Annotated in this window: 29 protein-coding genes; 13 read left to right on the top strand and 16 right to left on the bottom strand. The window is 39.9% G+C overall.

What is annotated here, in order from left to right:
- Window positions 1-73: 73 nt before the first annotated feature.
- The 5 genes from ACQY4U_RS02970 to ACQY4U_RS02950 form a co-directional block, all read right to left on the bottom strand.
- Window positions 74-382 (bottom strand): hypothetical protein, encoded by a 309-nt coding sequence (locus ACQY4U_RS02970; RefSeq protein ID WP_428327887.1) that lies wholly within the window; start codon window positions 380-382, stop codon window positions 74-76.
- On the bottom strand, window positions 379-642 hold the full coding sequence (locus ACQY4U_RS02965) for a helix-turn-helix domain-containing protein (protein ID WP_428327886.1): 264 nt from the start codon (window positions 640-642) through the stop codon (window positions 379-381). Before ACQY4U_RS02965 ends, ACQY4U_RS02970 begins: the two co-directional genes overlap by 4 nt.
- A 14-nt stretch (window positions 643-656) precedes the next feature.
- Window positions 657-926: a helix-turn-helix transcriptional regulator gene (locus ACQY4U_RS02960; RefSeq protein ID WP_428327885.1), complete on the bottom strand. Its 270-nt coding sequence runs from the start codon at window positions 924-926 to the stop codon at window positions 657-659.
- A gap of 174 nt (window positions 927-1,100) precedes the next feature.
- Window positions 1,101-1,862, bottom strand: coding sequence for a hypothetical protein (locus ACQY4U_RS02955; RefSeq protein WP_428327884.1), 762 nt, complete (start codon window positions 1,860-1,862; stop codon window positions 1,101-1,103).
- A 217-nt stretch (window positions 1,863-2,079) separates the two neighbouring features.
- Window positions 2,080-2,400, bottom strand: coding sequence for a hypothetical protein (locus ACQY4U_RS02950; RefSeq protein ID WP_428327883.1), 321 nt, complete (start codon window positions 2,398-2,400; stop codon window positions 2,080-2,082).
- A 218-nt stretch (window positions 2,401-2,618) separates the two neighbouring features.
- Between ACQY4U_RS02950 and ACQY4U_RS02945 the strand changes: the two genes are divergently transcribed.
- Window positions 2,619-2,885, top strand: a complete 267-nt coding sequence (locus ACQY4U_RS02945; RefSeq protein ID WP_428327882.1) for a hypothetical protein — start codon at window positions 2,619-2,621, stop codon at window positions 2,883-2,885.
- An 82-nt stretch (window positions 2,886-2,967) separates the two neighbouring features.
- Here ACQY4U_RS02945 and ACQY4U_RS02940 read toward each other — a convergent pair whose 3' ends face one another.
- The 4 genes from ACQY4U_RS02940 to ACQY4U_RS02925 are packed head-to-tail and all read right to left on the bottom strand — an operon-like array spanning window position 2,968 to window position 7,741.
- The gene (locus ACQY4U_RS02940; protein ID WP_428327881.1) at window positions 2,968-3,696 is read right to left on the bottom strand and encodes a TatD family hydrolase; all 729 of its coding nucleotides are present in this window, start codon (window positions 3,694-3,696) and stop codon (window positions 2,968-2,970) included.
- Window positions 3,693-5,039 carry a Qat anti-phage system QueC-like protein QatC gene (gene qatC, locus ACQY4U_RS02935; RefSeq protein WP_428327880.1) on the bottom strand — a complete coding sequence of 449 codons (1,347 nt, stop codon included), beginning with the start codon at window positions 5,037-5,039 and terminating at the stop codon, window positions 3,693-3,695. Before qatC ends, ACQY4U_RS02940 begins: the two co-directional genes overlap by 4 nt.
- Window positions 5,039-5,860 carry a hypothetical protein gene (locus ACQY4U_RS02930; protein ID WP_428327879.1) on the bottom strand — a complete coding sequence of 274 codons (822 nt, stop codon included), beginning with the start codon at window positions 5,858-5,860 and terminating at the stop codon, window positions 5,039-5,041. Before ACQY4U_RS02930 ends, qatC begins: the two co-directional genes overlap by 1 nt.
- 3 nt (window positions 5,861-5,863) lie before the next feature.
- Window positions 5,864-7,741 carry a KAP family P-loop NTPase fold protein gene (locus ACQY4U_RS02925; RefSeq protein WP_428327878.1) on the bottom strand — a complete coding sequence of 626 codons (1,878 nt, stop codon included), beginning with the start codon at window positions 7,739-7,741 and terminating at the stop codon, window positions 5,864-5,866.
- A 311-nt stretch (window positions 7,742-8,052) separates the two neighbouring features.
- Between ACQY4U_RS02925 and ACQY4U_RS02920 the strand changes: the two genes are divergently transcribed.
- Genes ACQY4U_RS02920 through ACQY4U_RS02905 form a run of 4 tightly spaced genes read left to right on the top strand, consistent with a single transcriptional unit; the run spans window position 8,053 to window position 10,420 of the window.
- Window positions 8,053-8,463, top strand: coding sequence for a TIR domain-containing protein (locus tag ACQY4U_RS02920; protein ID WP_428327877.1), 411 nt, complete (start codon window positions 8,053-8,055; stop codon window positions 8,461-8,463).
- Window positions 8,463-9,416: a caspase family protein gene (locus ACQY4U_RS02915; protein ID WP_428327876.1), complete on the top strand. Its 954-nt coding sequence runs from the start codon at window positions 8,463-8,465 to the stop codon at window positions 9,414-9,416. The genes ACQY4U_RS02920 and ACQY4U_RS02915 overlap by 1 nt, the downstream gene beginning before the upstream one ends.
- 21 nt (window positions 9,417-9,437) lie before the next feature.
- The gene (locus ACQY4U_RS02910; protein ID WP_428327875.1) at window positions 9,438-9,827 is read left to right on the top strand and encodes a TIR domain-containing protein; all 390 of its coding nucleotides are present in this window, start codon (window positions 9,438-9,440) and stop codon (window positions 9,825-9,827) included.
- A 2-nt stretch (window positions 9,828-9,829) separates the two neighbouring features.
- Complete coding sequence (locus ACQY4U_RS02905) at window positions 9,830-10,420, top strand: TIR domain-containing protein (protein ID WP_428327874.1); 591 nt, start codon at window positions 9,830-9,832, stop codon at window positions 10,418-10,420.
- Window positions 10,421-10,499: 79 nt separating this feature from the next.
- On the opposite strand, the gene ACQY4U_RS02900 is transcribed toward ACQY4U_RS02905, so the two are convergent.
- The gene (locus ACQY4U_RS02900; RefSeq protein WP_428327873.1) at window positions 10,500-11,513 is read right to left on the bottom strand and encodes a TIR domain-containing protein; all 1,014 of its coding nucleotides are present in this window, start codon (window positions 11,511-11,513) and stop codon (window positions 10,500-10,502) included.
- A gap of 716 nt (window positions 11,514-12,229) precedes the next feature.
- Between ACQY4U_RS02900 and ACQY4U_RS02895 the strand changes: the two genes are divergently transcribed.
- The 4 genes from ACQY4U_RS02895 to ACQY4U_RS02880 all read left to right on the top strand — a co-directional run bounded on the left by ACQY4U_RS02895 (window position 12,230) and on the right by ACQY4U_RS02880 (window position 14,775).
- A complete protein-coding gene (locus tag ACQY4U_RS02895; protein ID WP_428327872.1) occupies window positions 12,230-12,808 on the top strand; it encodes a LemA family protein in 579 nt (192 codons plus the stop codon).
- A gap of 67 nt (window positions 12,809-12,875) precedes the next feature.
- Window positions 12,876-13,310 carry a TPM domain-containing protein gene (locus ACQY4U_RS02890; RefSeq protein WP_428327871.1) on the top strand — a complete coding sequence of 145 codons (435 nt, stop codon included), beginning with the start codon at window positions 12,876-12,878 and terminating at the stop codon, window positions 13,308-13,310.
- 10 nt (window positions 13,311-13,320) lie between these two features.
- Window positions 13,321-14,130 (top strand): TPM domain-containing protein, encoded by an 810-nt coding sequence (locus ACQY4U_RS02885; RefSeq protein WP_428327870.1) that lies wholly within the window; start codon window positions 13,321-13,323, stop codon window positions 14,128-14,130.
- A 90-nt stretch (window positions 14,131-14,220) separates the two neighbouring features.
- Window positions 14,221-14,775 carry an NUDIX hydrolase gene (locus ACQY4U_RS02880; protein WP_428327869.1) on the top strand — a complete coding sequence of 185 codons (555 nt, stop codon included), beginning with the start codon at window positions 14,221-14,223 and terminating at the stop codon, window positions 14,773-14,775.
- Between the two features lie 89 nt (window positions 14,776-14,864).
- Here ACQY4U_RS02880 and ACQY4U_RS02875 read toward each other — a convergent pair whose 3' ends face one another.
- Window positions 14,865-16,265, bottom strand: coding sequence for an NHL repeat-containing protein (locus ACQY4U_RS02875; RefSeq protein ID WP_428327868.1), 1,401 nt, complete (start codon window positions 16,263-16,265; stop codon window positions 14,865-14,867).
- A 218-nt stretch (window positions 16,266-16,483) separates the two neighbouring features.
- On the opposite strand from ACQY4U_RS02875, the gene ACQY4U_RS02870 reads away from it, so the two are divergent.
- Window positions 16,484-16,948 carry a DUF4920 domain-containing protein gene (locus ACQY4U_RS02870; RefSeq protein ID WP_428327867.1) on the top strand — a complete coding sequence of 155 codons (465 nt, stop codon included), beginning with the start codon at window positions 16,484-16,486 and terminating at the stop codon, window positions 16,946-16,948.
- An 89-nt stretch (window positions 16,949-17,037) separates the two neighbouring features.
- Here the strand turns inward: ACQY4U_RS02870 and carB are convergent, their stop codons facing one another.
- On the bottom strand, window positions 17,038-19,854 hold the full coding sequence (gene carB / locus ACQY4U_RS02865; RefSeq protein WP_428327866.1) for a carbamoyl-phosphate synthase large subunit: 2,817 nt from the start codon (window positions 19,852-19,854) through the stop codon (window positions 17,038-17,040).
- A 318-nt stretch (window positions 19,855-20,172) separates the two neighbouring features.
- Between carB and ACQY4U_RS02860 the strand changes: the two genes are divergently transcribed.
- On the top strand, window positions 20,173-20,700 hold the full coding sequence (locus ACQY4U_RS02860) for a hypothetical protein (RefSeq protein WP_428327865.1): 528 nt from the start codon (window positions 20,173-20,175) through the stop codon (window positions 20,698-20,700).
- On the opposite strand, the gene panD is transcribed toward ACQY4U_RS02860, so the two are convergent.
- Complete coding sequence (gene panD / locus ACQY4U_RS02855) at window positions 20,701-21,051, bottom strand: aspartate 1-decarboxylase (RefSeq protein ID WP_428327864.1); 351 nt, start codon at window positions 21,049-21,051, stop codon at window positions 20,701-20,703.
- Between the two features lie 307 nt (window positions 21,052-21,358).
- On the opposite strand from panD, the gene greA reads away from it, so the two are divergent.
- Window positions 21,359-21,832, top strand: a complete 474-nt coding sequence (gene greA / locus ACQY4U_RS02850) for a transcription elongation factor GreA (RefSeq protein WP_428327863.1) — start codon at window positions 21,359-21,361, stop codon at window positions 21,830-21,832.
- Window positions 21,833-21,871: 39 nt separating this feature from the next.
- Window positions 21,872-22,270 (top strand): HIT family protein, encoded by a 399-nt coding sequence (locus tag ACQY4U_RS02845; protein ID WP_428327862.1) that lies wholly within the window; start codon window positions 21,872-21,874, stop codon window positions 22,268-22,270.
- A 47-nt stretch (window positions 22,271-22,317) separates the two neighbouring features.
- On the opposite strand, the gene ruvC is transcribed toward ACQY4U_RS02845, so the two are convergent.
- Genes ruvC through ACQY4U_RS02830 form a run of 3 tightly spaced genes read right to left on the bottom strand, consistent with a single transcriptional unit; the run spans window position 22,318 to window position 25,523 of the window.
- Window positions 22,318-22,914 (bottom strand): crossover junction endodeoxyribonuclease RuvC, encoded by a 597-nt coding sequence (ruvC, locus tag ACQY4U_RS02840; RefSeq protein WP_428327861.1) that lies wholly within the window; start codon window positions 22,912-22,914, stop codon window positions 22,318-22,320.
- A 58-nt stretch (window positions 22,915-22,972) separates the two neighbouring features.
- Window positions 22,973-23,611: a leucyl/phenylalanyl-tRNA--protein transferase gene (aat, locus tag ACQY4U_RS02835; RefSeq protein ID WP_428327860.1), complete on the bottom strand. Its 639-nt coding sequence runs from the start codon at window positions 23,609-23,611 to the stop codon at window positions 22,973-22,975.
- 10 nt (window positions 23,612-23,621) lie between these two features.
- On the bottom strand, window positions 23,622-25,523 hold the full coding sequence (locus ACQY4U_RS02830; RefSeq protein WP_428327859.1) for a DUF3857 domain-containing protein: 1,902 nt from the start codon (window positions 25,521-25,523) through the stop codon (window positions 23,622-23,624).
- Window positions 25,524-25,555 lie beyond the last annotated feature (32 nt).

The raw sequence follows: 25,555 nt of genomic DNA, 5'->3' as shown, positions 1-25,555 counted from the left end.
TTCGTCGCTCATGCTCCTCGTGCTACCCAGCTGTTCAGTTGTCTGGTTGTGCTGCTGTGGGCAAAGCCAGCATTTACTGCTTTTCAAGATTCTCCGCCCAATAAATAAGGCTCCCTTTTGCCGGGTGAAAAGATGGCTGGTAACGGATATAGCCATATTCATCCAGTTCCCTGATACACTTGTGGTAAGTCGCAATGGATGCGATCTTAGCATAAGCCATCACCGTTTTACGGGTGATGGAAAAAGGACTGGCAAATCGTCTGCGCTGCCAAAAAATAAATAAAGCCGTGAATAAGCTTACATGAGTTGCCAGTACCCGTTTATCGCTTCCCAAGCGTTTGATCAGGTCGTTATAGCTTGCTATTTTTTTTGAGATCATCATCTTCCGTTACCCTCCAAAATCTTGTTAATGTCTTCCAGCTTGTAATACATGATGCTACCTATTTTGGTAAAGCGCAGGGTGCCGTTGATGCGTAGGTTCTGTAAGGTGCCGGGTGAGATATTCAGCATCTTCCTGACCTCGCTGCTTTTCAGCCATTTCTTGGATTGCCCTTGTCCCGGCTGCATGATCTGTTTGAGTTCAATTAGCAATTCGTTTTTAAATTCCCGTAGATCGTCACGGGTGATTAGTTCCACATTCATCTGTCATCCTCCTTTTAATCTTTTGTAGTTTGTTGCATGGCATTGAGTACTTCACTTTTTTTGAAATACACCCGTTTATGCAGGCGCAAATAGGGTAAGCCTTTTTTCATCCAGTCGGTAAGCGTTACCAGTGACACGCCGAGTTCGGCGGAAAGTTCCTGCTTGGATAAAAGCTTTTCTGAATCCGGCGGCTGCCTGCCGCCTGTTTTAAAATGTTGTTGTAGTTCTGCCCTGACTGCATCCCTGATGCATTGGCTAAGGGCTTCCTGGTTAATGATCTGCATAGCATTTGTTTTGGTACAAATGTGTGCTATACCCTGTAGATTTCTTGACCACGCAAATCTGCGTGGTTAAAATGGAGTGGTTTAGGGAAAGTTAAAGGACTTTACAAAATATTGATAATCAGTTTAATGACGTAGCGGCAAAGAATCTTGCTACGTGCCTGGCAAAACAATAACTCAACTTCGCTTTTTTGCGGGATTGATGGTAAATAGCTTTGATTTGGCTGGGATATCGGCATGCTTATCACCCGGTTCCCGCTTATCACCGGGGAAATAACGACGTATCGTTTCGATATTGATCTCTTTATCTCCCTCGCGAAAGTACTTGCAGATCATTTTCGTCCAAACGCTTTGCGTTTGTGAAAACATCAGTTCTTTTCCTTCTGGAGTCTTCAATTCCTGCATTTGCAAATGCAGGTCTAAAACAGCATTTCGGTAGCCTTCCGGAATGTTGATATAACCCTCGGTATCCAGTACTGTCGCTTTTTTGAGGGCGGATTTTAGCCGGATAACCTCTTGTTTAAGCACATAGATTTCCGAATCCTGTTGTGCGATTACTGCGTCATTAGATTTATGGAAATTCCAGCGGTCGAGTGAGATCAGCAGCTCTGTGAATTTTTGTAGCCGTGCTAAATCACGTTCATTGCGTAAATGGTTTTCATCGTAAACATCTTTCTTCAATAAAACATTTAGCTGCCTTTCGACAAGTGACCAGAAATACTTAAAGAATACCTCTTCTGTACCATCGGGATGATGTGATAGATAATAAGCCAGGTGGCGTTGGTAAAACTCCTCTAAACGATCCGCAGGGATGGCGAACACACGTTTAAAAAAGTGTTTTAAAAAATGTGATCGATCCCATTGCACGGGATTGCCGATATCCAGGGTATCCTTTGAAAAGTCAAAGCGGTCGCGTGGTCTGAAGTAAGTTACGCTCATAGCTAGGTGATTTACTCAAAATTAAGCGTTTCTTAGGTAGGGAAAAAGAAATATGAAAGCTTAGTCATTGATTAAACTATGTATTCAAATTTAAAAAAGACTAAAGGAAGATCAGGGCAACGCCTAAATCGCCCTTGCTTTATTTGCGCCGTGCCTTAAATGCTTTATAAGGCTTTGCAAGCTTCTATACAATAACTTGTCTTCATAATTGGATTTTTCATCTAAGTTTTACCCCGTTCTTAGTCTGGATAATAGTAGTCACGCTTTTGTATCCATTTTTACTCAGATATTTAGAAAGGTTAGAGGCAGCCACGTAAATATTGTTAGCTGTTTTTGGCAAAGCATCTTGTGCCAGAATGCCAGTGAGTGCCGGAACACGATTCAGGCCGTTATCACTGTTCGAACATTGACATTCGATAACACCATTCTCGTTATTACGAAATAAGGTAGCAATCACGTAATCTCTATTTTTTCTGTGTACGTATATGTGCTCTAGTTTATCAGGGCCTCTTAACAATTCATCTATTGTTTGATCCATCTTGCAAATATTTTATACTAAGTTACTTATCTTTTATCACATTAGCTGGCCGCTGATACAACTGATCCGCCTTTCGTCATTACGTATACTTATTTTTTGTAACTTAGGCAAGTTACAGACCGTTATGGAAATATTATCAATAAATCATTAGAATATAAAGAACTAATTCAAGGCGAGGAGTATTAATCAAAGCCATAATTGTTTCAGTACCTGCCGAGGTGAAAATAAAAAATATAGACACTGACGAGAACAAGGGTTATATTTTTCAAATATCTGTCCTAACACAACCAGCTCTCCCCAAAGACTATTTTGATCCCTCCAAAAATTTGATTTTTATTATAGGAAATGGTGGAGGCAATCAAATTGGTTACTTAGAAGAAGAAGTTTTCATCGAAATAGTAAACAGTGAATTTATCAGTGGTTTGGAGGTCAATGTCTTGGAAGTTTTGACGATAGCAGGCGATTCCGGGCATTTTAAGTCCTGAAAAACCAACAGGAGGCTATTGGATTTTGGATATTTTGTTGAATGTGACAACTATTCAAATCAAATAGTAAAAATCTGTTTTCTTATTTAAGGTGTGAAACAAGCCTCCTGAAATTTTTAGTAATTAACAGGTCAATTTCTTCTACTGAAATATTGTTTTGTTTAGATAGGTATTCATGTATTAAATTGATATTAATCGGTTTAGCTGGCTTGCCGTTAACGTCAATAAAGGGCCCATCACTTTCAGTTAGGATACTGGCTAAAGGTATTTTTGAAATTATATTTTGGCCCGCTTTAGATTTTATCATTGCAGTGTTAATTGAAAAATAGTACCCAGCCTTTACAATATCATTTATCAATGTAACCGGTCCAGAGTACCAATGAAAAATTGCCGATTTGATATTGAAAGATATTAGATAATTCAGAATTTCTTTTTCAGCCTTTCGCGAATGAAGGCTTAATAATTTGTTTTTTCCGTTTAACTCCTTAAGTATTCTGATAAATGTGTCTAATTGTGTCTCTTTGGTCGAAATCCCGTCATTTGAAAAATCTAATCCTATTTCGCCAATATAAGATGTTCTTGATAAGTTGCGAATAAACCCTGGAAACTCTTTGTTATGTACATCAGCGCGTAGGGGATGCATTCCTAATGCTAGTCTTATCTTGCTGTAAGAAAGCAAATGCTGATAACCCATCTCAAAATGACTTGGAAGATTTGTCATCCCTATAGTTATAATACCGGCCTTTTCGCATTCATTGGCAACTTGTATTGGATTTTCATATAAATCAATATGACAATGTGTATCTATCATACAATTCCAGCCTTTTGCTTTAGATTATTGTTTCCAGCCTTTTCAATCCATTCTTTTAGTTCAATTCGGGTTCTTTTTACTAATTCAACATAGCCATCAAGTTTTGTCAAATCTTTAACTCCGTTTATTAATAATTCACCTCTAATATCGTTATCAGATAAATCCTTCTTTAGGAAATCAAGACATGCATTAAAATCCTGCCCTTGTTTTGAAAGCAGGAAAGGTGTCTGATTATGTCTTCCTGTGAATCCTTTCTTTATTGAATTGCCATAGCCTGTAGGATCAACAATCCGCTGTAAAGCAGCTTGACGATAAATACACGGCATACATACGCCGCAATGATCTTTATCGGTATGTGTCCAATTGGCACGATGCCCCCTTTTTCCACAAGAGTTTGAAATCGCCACTATAGTTTTAAGAAAGTCTAAATCTTCGCATTCATTGACCATTTCACCTTTGGTCTTTAAATCATATATGTTTTCAACTGATGAATTTAAACGAAGACCATTTAATAACTCTCTTGCGTATTGAAGAAAAGTTGGATGTGTTGTACGAGTACTACAGGCACTTCTTCTTGAGGCACTTAGGGGGAAATTTAATGAAACAGTGCCATTTTCTGGCACTATAACTGGCAAACGCTGATAATCAGCCACCAATACAGCTATGCTTATAAATAGCAATGAGCGGCTACGGAAAGTTTTTTCCTTTTCCAATTGGGAATAAGCTAAGCTTACACTGATTGAAGGGATAAAATTAAAACCGACAGGGTATCTTTCACCTAACTTCTCCCTAAGCTTGATTTGCTCCTGGCGCGCGCTTATATGCGGATCAAAATGCGATACCAGTAATAACTTTTCATTAGGATTTAATTTCAAAAAGTTCAATGCTCCAATCAGCGAATCCAAGCCTCCTGAAAAAAGGTTGACTTGTGAAAATGGTGCTTTATAAATCTCTCCAATTTCCGAAGTTGGTAAAATTAAATCGTTCGATATAAACTTAACTGTCCAATAATCACCGGTTAAAAATGATAGTAATTGCTCTGTTTTATCAGTTAATTTACTCCAAAGTTGGGGGTTGTAAACTGGAAAAGTAACAACTAATTCCCTCGACCAGCCATCTGTAGAATATGTATGCCTGTCTATAAAGCGATCTATTCCATATACAAAACTCGCAATCAGAAATAAATCAACAGCATTTTTATTAGCCATTGATGCAAACGGAAGCAAATTGATAAAATCAATTTCAACTTTTGAAGAAGCCTCTAACTCGATACAGCTAATATTTGCTGAAATTTTGCTGTCGCTGTCAATTGTGGGGGTACCTACGGATATATTTAATTTCATTATTCTTCGATTTTAATGACTGCTTCAAAAATTCTTTCAATTTCATTCTTGCCTGCCGGACCTGCCCAATCTATTTTAGCTACCGGTTTGTTTTGATTAAGCCGCGTAACCCGCCCCAAAATATCTTTTTTTATATGATCAAAAGTTTCCTTCGCAATAGCTTCGCCTTTCATTTGTCTTAGTCGTTCTTCAAGCCTTTCCGATAAGTATTCGAAAATATAAACTCCAAAAAAGTTGCAGAGTAACTCAGATAGCTTATCACCATCAGTATAAACCTTAAAAAGATCTTCAAGGTTGTTCAAATCGTTATCCGCTTCTGATTCTACCTCTCGTAAAACCTCACAAATTGCTTGGTTGGCGGCAGTTTCGTCCATACCTGTAGCCGAATCGCCACAGAAGGTTATCAGATAATCTATTACGTCCCTGACAGTTTTTCCGGCTAAACTTGCAAAACCTATTTCGGTTAAAGCAGTTTGCAGTCCGTTGCTACTTGCACTTGAAAAGAATGAAACAAGTTTGCCTGAAGATTTTATACCGGCGCGCCCAACCTTTGATGAATTTCCCGAACTTATATTTTTACTCCCTCCGCCAATTTTTATAAGCCGTTCATAGGCTGACCGTACATGGGCATCCCGCCGCTTAAGCAGCGTCGAATATCGTTTCTCCTGTATTTCTATTTTTTCAGGCTCCGTAGGTTTTTCTTTGTGGTCTTCTTCTTCAATGTCGGCAACTGCTTTTGCAACGCTTGTAACTGAAGAAGTTAAATTTGCCCAATTTGGCTCATTTTTAACCCCTGAACCAATTCTTTGTGTAGTACCCATAATTTAATCTTGTTTTAAGGCTTTGCCAATTTTTGAATCAGAACCAAATAAGGTTACTATAGATTTAACTTCGGCATTTTTAGTAATGGCGGTTTTTAATTGGTTATGTAGATGATGAGGAATAACTTTATGATCGATTTGCTTTATGACGCGAGTATAGGTAGCAATACTGTTCGGAATTTTTTGTTGCATAAACTCAATGATGATCTCGTGGAGTCCTTCTTTTTCAGGAGCCCTAATGAGTTCTTTTTCAAGTAGTGTTAAAACGCTTTCTAAATCAGCATCATTGGTCAGTTTCAAGACCTCTTTTGTTACTATTCCTTCAAGAATTTTAGCAGAACCATGTTCAACGAGTTTTTTAAACAACGACCGAATATATTCAGGAATTAAAGAAATACCGCTTATGCTACTGGTTAATTGATCCCTGGTAATCCAATAATAATTTCTTAGGTCGATTTTTGAAAGTTGGGGATTTACTTTCAACCATTTAATCATCTTATCATTTGCCCAATCGGAATAAGTTTTAAGCTTCATTTCTTCCTTATTGTCGGATTGGGCCAATTGTTCCAATTCAATAATTTCTTTCGGCTCCCCCTGTTGGATTGCTTGCCAGTTATATAGCTTCCTAAATAAGTTTGGGGTGGCGTACTCCAAGACCATAAGTTTGGCGAGGATATCAATTTTAAAGTCCGTAAGCTTTGCGACTGCCACCAATCGTCTGCGCAAAGTAAAGGTGTTTAGAAACCTTTTTATTTGCCTGGGGTTCCCATTCAGTCCTTCAGTAATTATTGAAGATAAAGAAGCAATTAAAGTAACACTATCCCCTAATTTGTCCTTCTGTTCCTGTGTGATAATTTCTTGCAAATTTCCAAATCCAAAAACACTGTAACGATCCTTTTCCCTGAACTCACAAAAGGCTGTTTGTATCTTTGCGAAATCGTCCCCTAATCCATTTTTGCAAAACAATAAAGTGATATATGTTTCAACTTCACCATCAGAGAGTTTAGGAAGATTGTAAGGAATTTGTATTAATTTTTCAAGGTAATCACTTACTATGCGCTTGTTTTGAGTATCCGCGTCATCGGCGTTTTCAATACTATCTGTTTTGTATCTATATTCAATAGCATGACGGACTATTCGTGGGTCAGCGCCAATAACGAATGCGGTTTTTTCAACGTTTAGAAACAATTTAATTGCCTCAAGATTTTCTATAATTCGCTCTGGTGTGCATCTATCTAAATCATCGATTATTACAACCAGCTTCTTTATTTCAGATTTATCGATCATCTTTTTGAAATCATCTCGAAAATGTCTTACTAAGGCATATTTATCTTCTTTTTTGTGTGGATTTACAAAACCCTTTAATATTTTCTCGCCCTCTTTTCCAGTTAAGGTTTCGGTTACGTCTTTTACCTCCTTTTTTGCAATAGTTCCAATTGCTGATGGTATCAGTGATAAACCGCCGGTAAAATGGGCGGCAGCGAGGGGCATAACAATTTTTTTAAATCCAAACCCCATGACCCTCATCCAGTTTACCGATTTAAGGAGCGTTGTGGTGTAGTCTTTTACTTTGTTACCAATCGTTTTATGTTCGGCAAATGACTTAATAATTGATTCTAACAATGCCGCTTTTGCATCGTCATAACCCTCAAATACCCATCCGTTAAAGTATAATACAAGTGTTTCATTTTTCAAGTCTCCATTAACGCTTATAAGTTCTTCATTAATGATTTTAAGGATACTTGATTTTCCGCTTCCCCAATCTCCAAACACACCAATTGTTACGGGGAGAATGGGTTCATCATTAATTACATCAATAAGCAAATCTGCGTGTATTTTGAAGCCCAATAGATCTTCAGAGGTTTCATTATCCGACCACATATATGATAAGGTGTAATTAATGTGAATAAAAAAGTTAGTTTACTGGAAATTATAAGGCGATTCCCAGTAAACTAGTTAGGTTTTTTGGAATTATAATCATCAAATATATCTATAAAGGTTGACAATCTAACACCGTATTTTAACGGTATTAAATAACATTCAAAGGTCTATTCTTCGACATTTTGGTAGGTAAAAACGGCTACCCTGTCGCTGTTTTTTTCCTTGATTTGCATAATAGAGCAATCTTATACAATATAAGCGTAGTTATTATTCGTTATATTTGTTTTTAACCACCCTAATTACAATTTGATATGTCAAACCCAAGAGCATTTATTAGTTTTGACTTCGATCACAATGAATCGGAGAAACATCTCTTTGCCGGTCAAGCCAAGCATTCCAAAACCCCTTTCAATATAGAAGATTGGTCGTCTAAGTCATCACTACCACAAAATGAGTGGGAGAAATTGATTCATGATAAAATTAATATGTGCAATTTAATGATAGTGCTTGTAGGAAGACATATGTCTTCAGCTGGCGGGATAACTAAAGAAATTGCTTTTGCGAAGAAACATAGCGTTCCTGTTTTTGGTGTTTATGTGGATGGGGCAGGTACAACATCCACTTTGCCAACGGATTTGCCGAGAAATCGCGTCATATCCTGGAATTGGGATAATATTGCAGCTGCTATCGATCAAGTGATGAAGGAGGGTAAAAATAGATAATGAGAAAGGCGTTAATAGTTGGCGTAGATTATTATGAACATGTAACGTCACTTCAGGGATGCGTAAATGATGCGTATGCTGTTAAAACAGTTTTTGAGCGACATAGTGATGGTACAAAAAACTTTGATGTAAATCTTATCGTTTCAACGGGGCAGCCTTCCGCTTTAAACCGAAAGACCTTGAAAAATAAGGTTGAAGAATTATTTAAGGATAAAAATGACATTGCCTTATTTTACTTTTCGGGGCATGGATATATTGAAAGTACAGGGGGGTATTTAATTACATCCGAAAGCTCTGATGGTGACGACGGGTTATCAATGAATGAATTACTTCAAATAGCTAATGACTCACCCGCAACTAACAAAATTATTGTATTAGATTGTTGCCATTCTGGTGTAATGGGAAATAATTCTCTCAAAGAAGATAAAGCAATTTTACGAGAAGGCATGACTATTTTGACTGCCTCTAGCGCGGATCAATATGCGTTGGAACAAAACGGGTCTGGGGTTTTTACTTCGCTGTTAATTGATGCCATGAATGGCAGTGCCTCAAATCTGGTTGGTGACATAACACCGGGTAGTATTTATGCGCACATCGACCAGTCGTTAGGCTCGTGGGAACAAAGGCCTATTTTTAAAACTAATGTAAGAACATTTACAACTTTAAGGAAAGTTCAGCCTCCGATTTTACTGGCAGACTTAAAGCAAATTGTTAATCTTTTTCCAATTAAAGGCCAAGATTTTCAACTAGACCCCTCTTTTGAACCCGAAAGTCCTTCACCTGTAGAAGAAAATGTTGAGCGATTCAAATTATTGCAAAAGTACAACCGTATCAATTTAGTTGTGCCCGTAGGGGCAGAACATATGTATTTTGCGGCAATGGAGTCGAGATCCTGCAAGCTGACGATTCTTGGCGAACATTATTGGTCATTAATTATTAACGAACGGTTGTAGTTCGGTCTACATGAATTTTTTATGGCCAACAGTAGAAAAAGAATTTTTATTTCTTTCGCGATAGAAGATGTAAAATATCGGGATTTCCTGGTTGGACAGGCCCGGTTACATCATTCGCCGTTTGAATTTATCGATATGTCTGTAAAAACGCCCTGGAATGAAGTAGAATGGCGGCAGAGATGTTGTACAAAAATGCGTGGATGCGATGGTGTTATTGTACTGTTAAGCAAAAATTCTTACCACAGCAGCGGTTTGCGGTATGAAGCGAAATGCGCTAAAGAAGATCGAATACCCATTTTGGGCGTTCACATCCATAGAAGTGATCACGGAGCTAATCTCCCGGAATTATATCGAAAAAAGAAGGTAGGCTGGAGTTGGGATAATATAGCGGACTTTATAGAATCATTATAATTATGCCAATTTATACCAGCAATTATTTAAAACAGCTATCAAGAAACAAGCCGCTTAACGAAAGCACAAGAATGTTTTCACAAGCTAATAAAACTCATATTGCATTTGACATCTTTATTTCACATAGCTTTTTGGATAAAGACGAAGTAGAAGGATTGTACTTGGAATTAACCAGATTAGGATATACAGTTTATGTTGATTGGATTATTGACCCACATTTAGACAGAAACAATATTACAAAACAAACTGCAACCTTGATAAGGAACAGAATGAAAATGTCAAAATCGTTGTTGCTTGCTACATCGGTTAATGCTGCCATATCAAAGTGGATGCCATGGGAATTAGGGTATGTAGATGGACACACAAACCTATGCGCAATTTTACCTGTAGCTAAAGAATCATGGAATGCTCCACGACATTTTAAAGGGTTAGAATACCTGTCATTATACCCGTTTGTCCGTAAAGTGCCAGTAAGGAACGGTGGTCAAGAACTTTTTGTTATTGAAGATGCCTTCCAATATGTTTTATTAAAAAGATGGCTTTCAGGCGAAGCTCCACAAAAAGGATCGGTCAATATTTTTGAAATAGAATAGGGATCAGTCATAAATTAAATCATTCGAAAATAAAATATTAATCGGGGGTATAATCCCATTTAAGTAAGGAAATAAGTAGTTAGAATAATACTTCCTGTTGCTTTATTGGAACTGCTTTATTTATCCATCTATCATAGCTTTTACTTAGCAGTTTTACAGATTTCATAGTTAGGTTATTAATAATTTCATCCGAAAATTCTTGATCAGGAATATCAAGTTTAATCCATGTCCATTTGCCTGACTGGATATCGTTATCGTTTGAGTTGCCCAGATGACATCCGTGCATAACACAATTATGCGTGTGGACATATAATTGGAACGGGCCGATGTTTTTTGTGTTCGTATTAAACCACTGCCCAAGAAGATAATTACTTATTACTTGTACCTTAATATGATGAAAGTATGTATTCCCCGATTGAGATACACCTTTTATATTTTTCCCAATTAAACAATAATCATTTACGGGTATTAATTTTTCAACGTTATATTGGACACCTGGTACCATTTTTCCTTGACGATATGCTTGATAATCAAATCTTGACAACCAATATCCAGATAAAAACTGGCTATTAGTTATAGGCGGGAATGATTTTGCTATATTTTCGTGAATAGCAAAAACTTCATTTTGAATGTTTAAACCAATTTTTCCAATAGTTTTTTTTATGCGATTACAAGCTGGTCCTAAAGCTGCCATCAAATTCTTATCTGACCTATTCGAATCATATTTACATTGGACTAAACCAAACAGATCCGTGGGGAGATGAAAGTCTGGTATATCTTTAGGTCTAATGATAAAGCATCGTTCAACGCCTAAATGCCCCGCGAATAGACCAAGTTCAAAAATAACATTATCTCTTGCAACTGATGAAGTTTGATTGCGAACTTTAAGTGTGTCTGTTGGAGTAAAAATAAAAATAGCAAAATCAACTTTTTCTATCATCTGTTGAAGAGAATCCAGTACATTTTTTGCAGGGTAAAAAACATCCTGATCCCAAACGGTGGTTTCAGCAAATTCTTCTAACGACTGTTGAACATCGTGGGCAAGACCGATTGTTTCAGTTGCTGATCCTATAAAAATTCTCGGTTTAACCATGTGATAATTACGGCATTAGGTATATTTGATAACAAATATATGGTTATCATCCTAATAGGCAATTATTAATTGTGGTCACTATTACTTTGTTTTTTCGCAATTTGCTTTAGGATGATGTGAAATATGAGTGCTTTGCAAGTCAATAATTTCGATTTTGCAACTCTTGTCGGGGTGAAAAACAACGGACAAGTAAACTTAAATTCTATGCCACCACTGCGTTTATTAAGCCTATTTTCACTATCGGGATCGCCGATTATTGTCACATCACGCTAATCGTTCGTTTAGAATTGCATCATTCACTATTAATACTTATCTTTACATAAGTCATTAGGAATTAAACTGTTGCAAATTATTTGTGGAAAATTCGGGAGTAGCCACATTTGCAAACTTGTAAAATATTGAAATAGAGGATACTAAAGGGCATGGTTCGAGTCCCGTCCATTCCGCAAAATAAAGTAAAGAGTTACATCAAAAGTGTAACTCTTTTTTATTGGGGCATAATTTAGCAGCTAAAAAACTCCAACTTTCCTTGTTTTATTACTTGTATAACCCCTTGCAAGGCATTAGATGAAAGCCTTTTCATTCCTTTTAATTACATTTACCCAAACAGAGGCTTTGCCATATTGGCATGCACAACATCTTTTGTAACAACGGTATGCCTTTTGCAATCTAAATTGTAAATTCACACTACTTAAATCTAAAAGAAGAGTTAACACATGAAAAATCTATTAATAGTAATTGGGGTAATTGTTGTTATCTGCCTGGCAGGGTCATGCAGCTATAATGGTATGGTATCAAAAGATGAGGCTGTTAAAGCCAAATGGGGTGCTGTACAATCAGATTATCAGCGCCGGGCTGATCTTATTCCTAACCTGGTTGCAACGGTAAAGGGTGCGGCTAATTTTGAAAAAAGCACATTGGTTGAAGTAACCGAGGCCCGTGCAAAGGCTACCTCTATCCAGGTAGATGCGTCAAAGCTTACTCCGGAAACTATCCAGAAATACCAGGCTGCACAAGGGCAGTTAAGCACTGCCTTAGGCCGTTTATTGGTTGCATCAGAAAACTATCCAACCTTGAAGGCTAATGATAACTTCAGCGCTTTACAGGTACAGTTAGAGGGTACAGAAAACCGTATCAATGTTTCCCGTAAGGATTTTAACGATGCCGTACAGGATTATAATACAACCATCCGCTCCTTTCCGGCAGTTATAACAGCCAAACTTTTCGGCTTTGGCGAAAAGGGGAGCTTTGCAGCAGAAGCAGGATCAGACAAAGCTCCTAAAGTAGCTTTTTAATTATTACTGAATAATTAGGATAGCAGGTATTTAATAATGCCTGCTATCCTATTAAAATCAACCTAAAATGGCAATATTTAACGATGAGGAGCAGCAACGCATCCGTAAGGCAATTGAGGATGCAGAGAAGCATACTTCGGGGCAGATAAGGGTTTGTATTGAAAAAACATGCAGCGAGGATGTGCTTGACCGTGCCGCCAAATATTTTCATCAGCTGGATATGCATAAAACAAGGCACCGTAACGGAGTACTTATTTATGTGGCCACTGTCGACCGTAAATTTGCTATCATAGGTGATTCAGGTATTAATAAGGTAGTACCTGATAATTTTTGGGACGATACCAAAGAGGATATGCTGAACCATTTTAAATATGGCAACCTGGTTGATGGCCTGGTTACCGGCCTTGCCATAAGCGGCGATCACCTGCAAAAGTATTTTCCGCATAATGTTAATGAAAAGAACGAACTGCCCGATGATATAGCCTTTATGGATGGCGATTAAACATAAAACAATGTTCAAAAAACTCATTTTATTTTTCTCATTTCTGCTGATTGGCTTTTTAGCAATAGCACAGCAAATACCACCAAAGCCAACAACCTTAGTAAATGACTATACCGTTACGCTATCACGTGCGCAGGTAGATGCTCTGGAGAAGAAGTTAGTTGCTTTTAATGATTCCACATCAACCCAGATTGCCGTTGTTATTGTACGCACCGTAGATGGCAGCGACATTAATGATTATGGCCAAAAGCTTGGCCGTGCATGGGGCATAGGTACCAAAGGCAAAAACAATGGCATATTGGTGTTGGTTGCCGTTGGCGACCGTAAAATATCTATCCAAACCGGCTATGGTGCCGAAGGTGCGGTGCCTGATATTATTACCCACCAGATAATTAATAACGATATAACCCCTCGGTTTAAAGAAGGTGATTATTATGGCGGACTAGATGCCGGTACCGACGACCTGATGAAATACATGAAGGGCGAATACAAAGGCAACAAAAAAGCTAAAGCAGATGATGGCGGCGGCGTTGGCGGCTTCATTATACTCATTATTATAGTTGTTGTGATATTGATCATCATATTCCGCAAGCGTGGCGGTGGTGGAGGCCAGATCTACGATAGCAGGGGCGGTGCAAGTCCGTTCTGGTGGTTTCTGGGTGGTGCAATGCTTGGCAGGAGCAGCGGCGGCTGGGGTGGCTTCTCTAATGGCGATGGCGGCTTCGGCGGTGGATCATCTGATAGCGGCGGTAGCTTTGGTGATAGTGGTGGTTTTGGCGGCGGCGATTTCGGCGGCGGCGGATCAAGCGGCAGCTGGTAAATTGCTTACCGGTTGTTTTCAGTTCACAGGTATTTATAATATTCGTATTTTGGCGTGGCCCATGTATAAGACCATAGGCTTATAAAAACAATGAGCTACAGAGATCTGACCTGGAAAAAACTTTCATCGCACTACATACATAAAGGCCCCTGGGCTACTTTACGTACCGACAGGTGCGAAATGCCAAACGGACATATTGTTGAAGATTATTACGTTTTAGAGTACAGCAACTGGGTTAATGCCGTTGCTATTACCGAAGATAATTTAGTACTGATGGTACGCCAGTACCGGCATGGTGCGGGTATTGTTTCGCTGGAGATCCCGGGTGGTGTAATTGACCCGGACGAGGAACCTGCATACGCCATGAAGCGCGAGCTGCTGGAAGAAACAGGCTACCAGTTTGATGATATTGAACTATTGAGCACCGTTTACGCTAACCCATCAACTGCCAATAACCATACCTATTGCTATTTGGCCACAGGCGGTAAAAAAGTGCAGGACCAGCACCTTGACGAGCAGGAAGACATCGTGGTTGAAACTTACACCATCCCCCAAATAAAACAATTACTTGCTGATAATAAAATAGCCCAGGCCTTACATTGTACCGGCTTATTTTATGCCTTGATGAAGTTAGGCGAGTTATAAAAAGAAAAAGCCGGAAGATTATGAAGAAGGATAAACCTGCTCTTTAATCTTCCGGCTTTTTTTATTTACCGAATATTATTTCGGCTTTACTATGGCGTTACAGTAACCGTTATTTTACGGATGCAATTATTTCCCTGATCGGCCACATAAATATTTCCGCTTGCATCAACCGTTATACCTTGCGGGCTGCTGAACGATGCACTTGAACCTGTACCATTGCTAAAGCCTGCTACATTTGCAGTTCCGGCTAAAACATATAATACGTTGGCTGTGGTTATTTCTAATACACGGCCGCTTAAATCAGTTATATATATATTTCCTGCTTTATCAAGCGCAATGCCAGCCGGCGAGTTAAGCACACTGGTTTGTGATGGGCCACCCGCTAAGGTTGTTACCACCCCTGCCGGAGTTATTTTACGGATAGCTGAGTTTCCCTGGTCGGTAACATATAAGTTATCACTGGCATCAATAGCGATGCTGCTTGGCCCGCTGAATGATGAGGCGATGGTTGTCCCATTTACATAACCTGCTGTTTTAGTACCTGCAAAAACAGTTACCACACCCGATGTATTTACTTTACGGATAAAGTTATTCCCTTCATCAGTAATAAACATATTGCCTTTCGAATCAAATACCATTCCGCTTGGGCTTGATAAAGTTGCGATAGATACAGCACCGTTGGTTTGGCCCGATACGCCCGTACCTGCATAAGTACTAACAACCCCTGCTGTAGTTATTTTACGGATGGCGTTGGTACCAAAATCGGCAACGTATAAGTTACCCTGGGTATCAAATGTAAGTCCCTGAGGGCCATAAAACTCTGCTGATGCCGAAACACCATCTATATAACCTATTGTACCGTTACCGGCTATAAGGCTTGTTGCCCCTCCCGATGTAATAGCACGGATGCGGCTATTATAAGTATCTGATACATAAACATTGCCTTTGCTATCAGCTAAAACACCTTGTGGGTTATTAAATACTGAACCAAGACCAGTTCCCTCTGTATAACCAGCTGTCCCGTTACCTGCAAAAGTACTTACAGTTGCTACTACCGAAGCAATATTTGAGCTTGTAGTAAAGGTAATAACGCTGCCATAGCCGTTACCTCCGCTATTGGTAGCATAAGCCCTTAAATAATAAACTGTACCAGGCGTTAAACCGGTTAAGTTACTGGTAAAAACTATAGGTGATAAACCGCTTGTATTTAAAGGTTCGGTTGTTTTGCTGTCGCTTACGGTAGGTGTTTTATTGGTGCTGCTGTAGCAAACGCCATTTGCAGTAATTGCCGCACCACCATTATCTGTAATAATACCGCCGCTTTGCGCCGTGGTTGATGTAAGGTTAATGATTAAGCCAGGTGTAGTAATGGATGGCGCAGTTACCGTAGTAGTGGTAGTGCTGGTGCTTGATTTTTTACAACCGCTGCCAAAAAAAATGATTGATAAAAGTAATGCAGATAAAGTAAGTTTGAAATAGGGGTTTTTCATGCAAAAATTAAGATAAGGGGAGTAAATGTTTTATCCATGCAGCTAACGCTAACGATTTTTTTTATTTAACTGCAATTATAGGCTTAATATTGTTTTAAGTGAACATTTTAACAATTATTAACACCGTATTAAGCCTGTAAACAGCCAATACAAAAGTAAAAAGCAATTTTAACATCGCGGTTAAAACTAACCTTAATTTTTATTGTTGATAGTTTATTATGAAAGCAATATTGTCAATCTTCGCGTTTCTATTGTCGGTATCTTGTTTTGCGCAGGATACTCCACTGCCTAAGGGTGTAGTTTATGGTGTAAAACCAAGTACAACCTCAATGGTAAAAGCCTCAAACCTGGAAACCTTTATGGCTCAGAAAACGCGTATCAGTACCACTATAAGCGGTGTTATTTTAAATGTCACCAAAACCAAAGGCGGTTGGTTTACTATTGATGCCGGCAATGGCAAAACAATAGCCGCGCATTTTAGCAAGTATGATATTACTATCCCCAAAGACTTAAAAGGCAAACACATTATTGCCGAAGGTATAGCCCAAAAACAATTTATAGCCGACGACCTGCAACACTTAGCCGGCGATACCGTAAGTGGCAAAAAGCAACATCAAACCAATGCTAATAACAAACAGAAACTAACTTTCGAGGTAAAGGGGATGTTGGTTGCTGATAAATAGTCGGCTAATTCAAAGCATATATTATAAAAAGCGAAAGGCTCTCAGTAATTGAAAGCCTTTCGCTTTTTATAATGATCTTGTATCCTAAACTACCGGCTCAGGTACATTGACTTCTCTTTGTAAAGATGTCTGAAGTATGGATCCTGAAGGTTAGGGATAAAGCGGATAGCTTCGCCTGTTGATTTCATTTCAGGGCCTAACTCCTTGTTAACCTCAGGGAACTTATCGAAAGAGAACACCGGTTCTTTTATCGCGTATCCCCATAGCTTGCGCTCAATGGTAAAGTCTTTCAGTTTATTAACACCCAGCATAACTTTGGCGGCTATGTTAATGTAAGGCACATCGTATGCTTTGGCAATAAACGGAACCGTGCGTGATGCACGCGGGTTAGCCTCTATTACATAAACCATATCGTTTTTTACCGCAAACTGAATGTTCAGCAAGCCTATTACGTTTAGCGCCTTTGCAATTTTAATAGTATATTCTTCAATCAGGCTGATCACGTTGTCAGACAAGTCGAAAGGTGGCAATACGGCAAATGAATCGCCTGAGTGGATCCCTGCTGGTTCAATATGCTCCATTATACCTACAATGTGCACATCGTCGCCATCACTTATCGAGTCAGACTCAGCCTCGGCAGCCCTGTCCAAGAAGTGGTCAATCAGCACACGGTTACCCGGCAGGTTCTTAAGCAAACCAACAACAGCTTTTTCCAGATCCTCATCATTAATAACAATGCTCATTCCTTGTCCACCTAATACATAGCTCGGGCGTACTAATACAGGATAGCCAACCTGGTGGGCAACCTCAATTGCTTCTTCAGCGCTTTCAGCAACACCATATTTTGGATAAGGAATTTCTAACTCTTTCAACAGATCAGAGAAACGGCCGCGGTCTTCGGCAATATCCATATCATTAAATGAGGTGCCTATGATTTTGATGCCATGCTCGTGCATTTTTTCGGCCATTTTTAAAGCCGTTTGGCCACCAAGCTGAACAATTACACCGTAAGGTTTTTCCAGCTCAATGATTTCCCTTACGTGCTCCCAGTAAACCGGTTCAAAGTACAGCTTATCAGCCATATTGAAATCGGTTGATACCGTTTCGGGGTTACAGTTAACCATTATGGCTTCAAAACCTGCTTCCTTAGCAGCAAGCAAACCATGCACACAGCTGTAATCAAACTCAATACCCTGACCGATGCGGTTAGGACCAGAGCCCAATACAATTATTTTTTTTCTGTCAGATACGATGGACTCGTTTTCGCCCTCGTAAGTAGAGTAGTAGTAAGGTGTTTTAGCCGGGAACTCCGCAGCACAGGTATCAACCATTTTGTAAACCCTGCGGATGTTTAATGCCTGGCGGCGCTGGTAAACATCTTCTTCACTTACATTACCTAATATATAGGCTATCTGCGTATCTGAAAATCCTTTTTGCTTCAGCAGGAAAAAGAACTCTTCCGGGATATTATTTAAAGAGTAGCGGCGCAGTTCGTTTTCAAGGTTCACTACGTCCATTATCTGGTTCAGGAACCAGCGGTCAATTTTGGTAGCTTTTCTAACTGATTCAATAGGTACACCTAAGCTCAAAGCATCGTAAATATGGAACAACCTGTCCCAGCTTGGATGCTCAAGGCTGTACATAATTTCTTCAAGGTTACGGCTCTGGCGGCCATCGGCACCTAAGCCGGCGCGGCCAATCTCCAAACTCTGACACGCTTTCTGCAAGGCTTCAATAAAGCTGCGGCCAATTCCCATCACTTCTCCTACCGATTTCATTTGCAGGCCAAGCTGTTTGTTGGCTCCTTTAAATTTATCAAAGTTCCAGCGGGGTATCTTCACGATCACGTAATCAAGCGTTGGCTCAAAATAAGCAGACGTTGTTTTGGTGATTTGGTTTTCAATTTCATCAAGGTTATAACCTATGGCCAGCTTTGCAGCAATTTTAGCAATTGGGTAACCTGTTGCTTTTGATGCAAGGGCCGATGAGCGCGATACACGCGGGTTAATTTCTATAGCGATGATGGCCTCATCAGCAGGGTTAACCGAGAACTGTACGTTACAACCACCTGCAAAGTTACCAATGGCACGCATCATGCGGATAGCCTGGTTACGCATATCCTGGTAGCAACGGTCGCTCAAAGTCATTGCCGGTGCAACGGTAATTGAATCGCCGGTGTGGATCCCCATCGGGTCAAAGTTCTCGATAGAGCAAATGATAATTACGTTATCATTACTGTCGCGCAGCAACTCCAACTCATATTCCTTCCAGCCTAAAACGGCTTGCTCCACCAAAACCTCGTGAGTTGGTGACGCTTGTAAACCACGACTTAAGGCTGCATCAAATTCTTCTTTTTTGTGTACAAAACCGGCACCTTTACCACCAAGCGTATAGCTTGGGCGGATAACCAGCGGGAAACCAATTTGCTGTGCTGCTTCTTTACCTTCTAAAAATGAGTTGGCAATTTTTGATGTGGCAACGCCTACACCAATATCAACCATTAATTGGCGGAAGGCTTCACGATTTTCGGTTTTTTCAATAGCGGCTAAGTCTACGCCGATTATTTTAACCCCGTATTTTTCCCAAATGCCACGCTCGGCAACACTAATACAAAGATTAAGCGCAGTTTGGCCGCCCATAGTAGGCAGTACGGCATCTATCTTTTGTTCCTGTAATATTTTCTCAATGCTTTCAGGTTCAAGCGGCAGCAGGTAAACATGGTCAGCAATAACCTTATCCGTCATAATGGTAGCAGGGTTGCTGTTAATGATGGATACGGAAATGCCTTCGTCCTTTAAAGAAAGGGCGGCTTGCGAACCGGCATAGTCAAACTCACAGGCCTGGCCTATAATAATAGGTCCTGAACCAATAATTAATACGGATTTGATGGAGGTGTCTCTGGGCATGGGCTTTTTTTATTCAAGAAAGCTGCCTGATGCGAAATGCCAACTTAAAACGTCCGAAATTGGTGGTCTGCATTCCGCAATTCGGTATCTTCTTGTCGGGGTGCAAAGATAGAAAAAGTAACACTATATGAGTTTTATTTTTTCATTTTTATTGTGCCGGCGATGTAACGCATTCGCCAAAACCAGGGTAAAGGCTTTTTTAAAGCAAACAGGTTAATTTTTTTATTTAAAATATAATGGTTTAGCTTGTAATGATCTACTGCTTCTCAGTTAATATCCCGATATTTATTTTCCTGTCGTACTAAGTCGCCAATAATTATGAAAGCCAAATTTATACCGGTTTTATTACTCCTTCCCTTGTTTTTCGGCAGCTGCGCCATGATGCAATCTGTTATAAAATCAACCTTCCCTTATACCACTACCTTACAAATACCAAAATCATCAAAAACCGGGGTTGTCCAATCAGTAACCGCGTTGGCCACAAGCTTTGATCAGGATTTTAAAAAAGATGGCAATAATGGGGCAAAGGTAAGCGAGGTAAGGATGGTTTCGGCAAAGCTGCAATCAAGGGAGCCTTCGGATTTTAATATCGGCAACCTGGCATCCGTAAAAATATATATGTCAAAAGCCGATGGCGGGGATGAGGTTTTAGTAGCATCGCGTACAGATATATCAGCAGGGGCCGGCAACAGCATCGTGCTGGATATTGATAACTCCAACTTTTTAGATAAGCTGGTGCGCGAGCCCAATATCAGGATCAGGATGGCGTACCAGCTGCGCAATGCTACCATAGCCGATGTAAACCTGCACCTGGTATTAGGCCTTGGTGCTTACCCTGCTAACTAACTATTTTATTAACTTATTGTCGGGATCAGGGAAGATCAATATAGGCTCATATTTACGTGCCTCTTCCATTTCCATATAGGCGTACGACATAATGATCACCACATCGCCTACCTGGGCAAGCCTTGCTGTAGCACCATTTAAGCAAATGGTACCGGTACCGCGTTCGCCACGGATCACGTAAGTTTCAAAACGTGCACCGTTGTTATTGTTTACAATCTGTACTTTTTCGTTGGCTATAATATTAGCCGCATCAATCAAATCCTCATCAATAGTGATGCTGCCTACATAGTTCAATTCTGCCTGGGTAACCCGGACACGATGAAGCTTGGATTTTAATACCTCAATTATCATGGGGGCAAAGTTATGAATATTTGCTAATAGTGGTCAATGGCTAATTGTCAGCAAGGGGTAGTATCTGCGGATGCCTTAATCCGTTAATAATAAACGCCATATAAGCGTTTTAGTTATGCCCGTTTAAAAAAATTTGGATATTAAAACTTAAATCTCTTATCTTCGTTCTAACACAAAGCAAGACTATGTAGGCGCTGCCGATATAGTCTTGTTTGTTTTTTAAGGTCACCACGTCCTTCTACAAAAAAGAAGGGCGGTTTTTTTTGGCGACCATTACAACTCATATTATTAAATTAATTTGCGCGTTATGGCAGAGGTAGCATACTACACCAAAGAAGGTTTAGAAAATTTAAAAAAGGAATTACACACGTTAAAAACCACAGGCCGTACAAATATTAGTAAGGCCATTGCAGAAGCACGTGATAAAGGCGATTTATCTGAAAACGCGGAGTACGATGCCGCGAAAGAAGCACAGGGCCTGCACGAAGCTAAAATTTCAAAAATGGGCGAAATGCTGGCAAATGCCCGCCTGCTTGATGAATCAAAATTAGATACATCAAAAGTATTAGCCTTATCAATTGTAAAAATCAAAAATGTAAAAAATGGCGCCGTAATGAGCTACCAACTGGTATCTGAAAGCGAAGCCGATATGAAAACGGGTAAAATATCAGTAGCATCGCCAATTGCTAAAGGCCTTTTAGGTAAAAAGGTTGGTGAAAAAATTGAGATTACCGTGCCTGCAGGTAAAATGGAGTTTGAGATTTTGGAGATCTCCAGATAATATTAACTAACCATCCATTTCAACTAATCAACTAAAAAAATGACCATCTTTTCAAAAATAATATCGGGCGAGATCCCGGCATATACAGTAGCAGAAAGCATTGATTTTTTGGCTTTTTTAGATATTAACCCCTTGGCCGAAGGCCATGTATTGGTGATCCCTAAACAGGAGATTGATTATATTTTTGATCTGGACGATGCAACATACACCGGCCTGCAGATATTTGCTAAAATAGTTGCGGCCGGTATTAAAAAAGCTATTCCCTGTATTAAAGTTGGGGTAGCCGTTATTGGGCTCGAAGTACCGCACGCGCACATTCATTTAATCCCGATGAATAAGGTTAGCGATCTTAATTTTGAGCGCCCTAAACTGAGCTTTACGCCCGAGCAGTTAGCTGCAACGCAGGAAAAAATAATAGAAGCTTTAAAGATTGACTAATTCTGTAACAGGAGTTATTTAAATCAGGTTTTCGTATAGGCCGTCGATTATTTTTTTGTTTTCGATAAACCCTCAACCCTGTTGGTATTATCCTTAACAAAGGTATCCCAGCCCGAATATGATTTTTTGCTGATACTGCTTTTACCCGTTGCTACCCTTTGAAAAGAATGGCAAACCGCTACGGCAAGCCCATCGGTAGCATCTAAAAAATCAGGTGTTTCTTTAAACTTCAGCAAGGTTTGTACCATTGCCGCAACCTGCTCTTTGGTTGCATTCCCGTTGCCGGTTATGGATTGTTTAATTTTTCGGGGAGCATACTCTGTTATGGTAACATTGCGCGATAATGCCGCCGCCATTGCCACACCCTGTGCGCGGCCAAGCTTTAACATTACCTGTATGTTTTTACCATAAAATGGGGCCTCAATTGCCAGGCAATCCGGGTGGTAGTTATCAATAAGGGCTACTGTTTTTTCAAAAATGCGCTGTAGCTTTAGCATGTGGTCATCAATCTTATCCATTTTTACCACCCCCATGCTGATCAGCTCAATCCGCGGACCGATCTCTTTTATCAGCCCATAGCCCATTACTGCCGTGCCGGGGTCAATGCCTAATATTATCCGTTCCTTTTGATTTGGTTGATCCATTTTTTGCAGCCGCAATAAACATACCCTCTAGCAGTAAATTACGCTGCTAATTTACCATTCAAACCATAGAGTTTTGCAGTATGGTTACATATTCTTTCCGGCTGATCATCCTTGCGCCCATTGATTCAAGGTGATTGGTGTGTACCTGGCAATCTATCAACTGATATAAACCTGTGTTTACCAAATGGATCAATGCAGTTTTTGAGGCATTACTCACCAGGCTAAACATACTTTCGCCACAAAAAACATTACCAATCAGCACGCCATACAAGCCGCCAACCAATTCCTCATTTTGCCATACCTCAACCGAATGAGCGTGGCCTTTTTGATGCAGGTTGATATAAGCGGCCTTCATTTCATCCGTTATCCAGGTTCCGTCCTGCCCTTCGCGTTCAATAAGCGAACAGGCGTCTATAACCTTATCGAAACAAGTATCGGCAGTAACGGTGAACGTAGCAGACCGCAAAATTTTATTCATGGATTTGGAAACCTTTAACTCGTCCGGGAAAAGCACAAAACGTTCGTGCGGGCTAAACCACAGTATCGGCTCATCATCGCTATACCAGGGGAAAATTCCATTTTGATAGGCCAGCAGCAAACGGTTAGCAGACAGATCGCCGCCAACAGCCAATAAGCCATCATCATCGGCCAGCTCCGGGTCAGGAAAAATTATGCGCTCATCAAGCCTGAATATCATCAGGGCAAATTTACGCCTTACGCCGTATCACCAGCTTTTTATTTTGCGCTTTAGCAATGGCATCCATATACTGCTGCATTTCGTTGTATTTTGCTGCCGGGATAACCTGGTTAACCAGGCTAAAATTTGCTTTGCTTACTACCTGGTTCTTCTCTTTATTGTAACTATATTTTACATCATAGTTACCGTAAGTAAATTTCAGACTTTGATCCTGCGGTAATGTTTCAACCTCAAATCCGGCGGGAAGGTCAATAGTAGTTACGCACGATTTTTGCATCGGGTGCTCAAAATAATAATCGGTTTTCCTTTTTTCGAGGATTGGAACGGTTGCTGCCCATAAGGTAAATGCCAATGGTTTATAAAATTGCTTATCGCCAGCCATTACATCGCAAAACCTATCGTACTCCAGGGTAAGATCCACTTCCTTTACACCATCTCTATCCGTACCCGATTGAAAATCAAATACCGATGGCTGCTTGATATGCAGATCGCGCAGTAAAAATCCCTTTTGTTCATCAGCCTTTATTTCAGGCATTGCCAAATACATTGCCCTATACTCGCCGGTACTTAATATTTTTATCTGCGTTTTTGCGCCACCGTCGGCATCCAATATAATATGGGCTTCGCTATTGAATTGATTTTGCTTTGCTGTACTTTTAGGCGTGTTTACTAATTTACCGCCATTTTCGGTAACCAATAATGCGGTACGGTTTTCGGTGAACGGACCAAGCTCCCCAAAATTGCTTACGCTGCTGGTGCACTCTAACCAGGTAGTATCATTTTTAAACGGCACGCATAAAATAACATGGTTAAAAGGATCATAAGGGAATGAAGCATGGGCGGGCTCCGCATTGGCACCTGCATTAACTATTGCATAGCAGGATGGTATTTTTACCGCCTTAAGCAAAGCACTCATATAGTTTGAAAGCGCTTTACAATCTCCATACTTTTTCTGATCTACAAAAGTAGCTGCAAAGGGCTTTAAACCACCAATACCTAACTGGATAGATACATAGCGCATGTTTTGCTGCATATAATGATATAAAAACTTAGCCTTTTCCTTGTCTGTTTTAAGGCTGTCCGTCATTTTTCTTATCTCTTCTTCCCGCTCGGGGCTCAATGAGCATACATCTGCATTTAAGGCCTTTTGCCAGTTACCGTAGTTTTCCCAGGTACTTATATCGCCTGCAATGCCATAAAACTCAAAATTATTAGCCGCTAAATATATTGCAGGCAAAACACGCCATGCCTCTGCTCCCTCTTCCAATTTAATGGCTTTTAAATTTGTTACCTGCCAGCTGTAATTTTCTTTTCCGTCAACTATGTTTTTTTGAGGTGCTATTTTAGTATTACGGTTAAGATACCTAAACCCTGTATTCGCATTTATGGATATATGCAGGTATGAGTTTTGAACAGACTGCTCGGCCTTTTGGATGCGCCACGCACCCAGGTCAATTAAGCTTTTGTTATCATCCTCGTAAATCATTTCAATAGTTACGGGGTAGCTTACTATGGTATGCGCTATTGCCAGTATGCGGTCATCCGTTGCTATTGATTCATTGTCAATAGCCGCCCTGTCATACATATCGCTTTTATGGTACTTTTTCAGCAAGGTGCCGTCAGCACCGTAAACCCTCATTTCAAAAGCATTTACCGAATTGAATTTTTTATGGTAGGGCAATACAATTCTGGCTTCGTCATCCCCTTTTTCATTTAAAATAGTAACTATCGTGTGTATCTTGTCTGATGCCTTACCCGGGCCGGTAATGTTAAAGTCTTCCATGCCGTAACGAAGTACGGAATTAGCATCCTCCTTTAATGAATCGGGGATACCCGATGCTATATAAAGCTCCTTAGGGATTTCCCTGCTCTGCCCATATCCTGTAACGCTACAGCAATATATAAGGGCCATGCATAGCAGGCATTTTAAATATCTATATCGGT

Origin of the sequence: Mucilaginibacter sp., assembly GCF_965277465.1 — a bacterium.
GTDB lineage: Bacteria > Bacteroidota > Bacteroidia > Sphingobacteriales > Sphingobacteriaceae > Mucilaginibacter.
This window is presented reverse-complemented; position numbering and strand designations above follow the sequence as displayed.

Coding starts and splice junctions, on each gene's coding strand:
- ACQY4U_RS02970 (WP_428327887.1), bottom strand. CDS start 382: ATGATGATCTCAAAAAAAATAGCAAGCTATAACGACCTGATCAAACGC.
- ACQY4U_RS02965 (WP_428327886.1), bottom strand. CDS start 642: ATGAATGTGGAACTAATCACCCGTGACGATCTACGGGAATTTAAAAAC.
- ACQY4U_RS02960 (WP_428327885.1), bottom strand. CDS start 926: ATGCAGATCATTAACCAGGAAGCCCTTAGCCAATGCATCAGGGATGCA.
- ACQY4U_RS02955 (WP_428327884.1), bottom strand. CDS start 1,862: ATGAGCGTAACTTACTTCAGACCACGCGACCGCTTTGACTTTTCAAAG.
- ACQY4U_RS02950 (WP_428327883.1), bottom strand. CDS start 2,400: ATGGATCAAACAATAGATGAATTGTTAAGAGGCCCTGATAAACTAGAG.
- ACQY4U_RS02940 (WP_428327881.1), bottom strand. CDS start 3,696: ATGATAGATACACATTGTCATATTGATTTATATGAAAATCCAATACAA.
- qatC (WP_428327880.1), bottom strand. CDS start 5,039: ATGAAATTAAATATATCCGTAGGTACCCCCACAATTGACAGCGACAGC.
- ACQY4U_RS02930 (WP_428327879.1), bottom strand. CDS start 5,860: ATGGGTACTACACAAAGAATTGGTTCAGGGGTTAAAAATGAGCCAAAT.
- ACQY4U_RS02925 (WP_428327878.1), bottom strand. CDS start 7,741: ATGTGGTCGGATAATGAAACCTCTGAAGATCTATTGGGCTTCAAAATA.
- ACQY4U_RS02920 (WP_428327877.1), top strand. CDS start 8,053: ATGTCAAACCCAAGAGCATTTATTAGTTTTGACTTCGATCACAATGAA.
- ACQY4U_RS02915 (WP_428327876.1), top strand. CDS start 8,463: ATGAGAAAGGCGTTAATAGTTGGCGTAGATTATTATGAACATGTAACG.
- ACQY4U_RS02910 (WP_428327875.1), top strand. CDS start 9,438: ATGGCCAACAGTAGAAAAAGAATTTTTATTTCTTTCGCGATAGAAGAT.
- ACQY4U_RS02905 (WP_428327874.1), top strand. CDS start 9,830: ATGCCAATTTATACCAGCAATTATTTAAAACAGCTATCAAGAAACAAG.
- ACQY4U_RS02900 (WP_428327873.1), bottom strand. CDS start 11,513: ATGGTTAAACCGAGAATTTTTATAGGATCAGCAACTGAAACAATCGGT.
- ACQY4U_RS02895 (WP_428327872.1), top strand. CDS start 12,230: ATGAAAAATCTATTAATAGTAATTGGGGTAATTGTTGTTATCTGCCTG.
- ACQY4U_RS02890 (WP_428327871.1), top strand. CDS start 12,876: ATGGCAATATTTAACGATGAGGAGCAGCAACGCATCCGTAAGGCAATT.
- ACQY4U_RS02885 (WP_428327870.1), top strand. CDS start 13,321: ATGTTCAAAAAACTCATTTTATTTTTCTCATTTCTGCTGATTGGCTTT.
- ACQY4U_RS02880 (WP_428327869.1), top strand. CDS start 14,221: ATGAGCTACAGAGATCTGACCTGGAAAAAACTTTCATCGCACTACATA.
- ACQY4U_RS02875 (WP_428327868.1), bottom strand. CDS start 16,265: ATGAAAAACCCCTATTTCAAACTTACTTTATCTGCATTACTTTTATCA.
- ACQY4U_RS02870 (WP_428327867.1), top strand. CDS start 16,484: ATGAAAGCAATATTGTCAATCTTCGCGTTTCTATTGTCGGTATCTTGT.
- carB (WP_428327866.1), bottom strand. CDS start 19,854: ATGCCCAGAGACACCTCCATCAAATCCGTATTAATTATTGGTTCAGGA.
- ACQY4U_RS02860 (WP_428327865.1), top strand. CDS start 20,173: ATGAAAGCCAAATTTATACCGGTTTTATTACTCCTTCCCTTGTTTTTC.
- panD (WP_428327864.1), bottom strand. CDS start 21,051: ATGATAATTGAGGTATTAAAATCCAAGCTTCATCGTGTCCGGGTTACC.
- greA (WP_428327863.1), top strand. CDS start 21,359: ATGGCAGAGGTAGCATACTACACCAAAGAAGGTTTAGAAAATTTAAAA.
- ACQY4U_RS02845 (WP_428327862.1), top strand. CDS start 21,872: ATGACCATCTTTTCAAAAATAATATCGGGCGAGATCCCGGCATATACA.
- ruvC (WP_428327861.1), bottom strand. CDS start 22,914: ATGGATCAACCAAATCAAAAGGAACGGATAATATTAGGCATTGACCCC.
- aat (WP_428327860.1), bottom strand. CDS start 23,611: ATGATATTCAGGCTTGATGAGCGCATAATTTTTCCTGACCCGGAGCTG.
- ACQY4U_RS02830 (WP_428327859.1), bottom strand. CDS start 25,523: ATGGCCCTTATATATTGCTGTAGCGTTACAGGATATGGGCAGAGCAGG.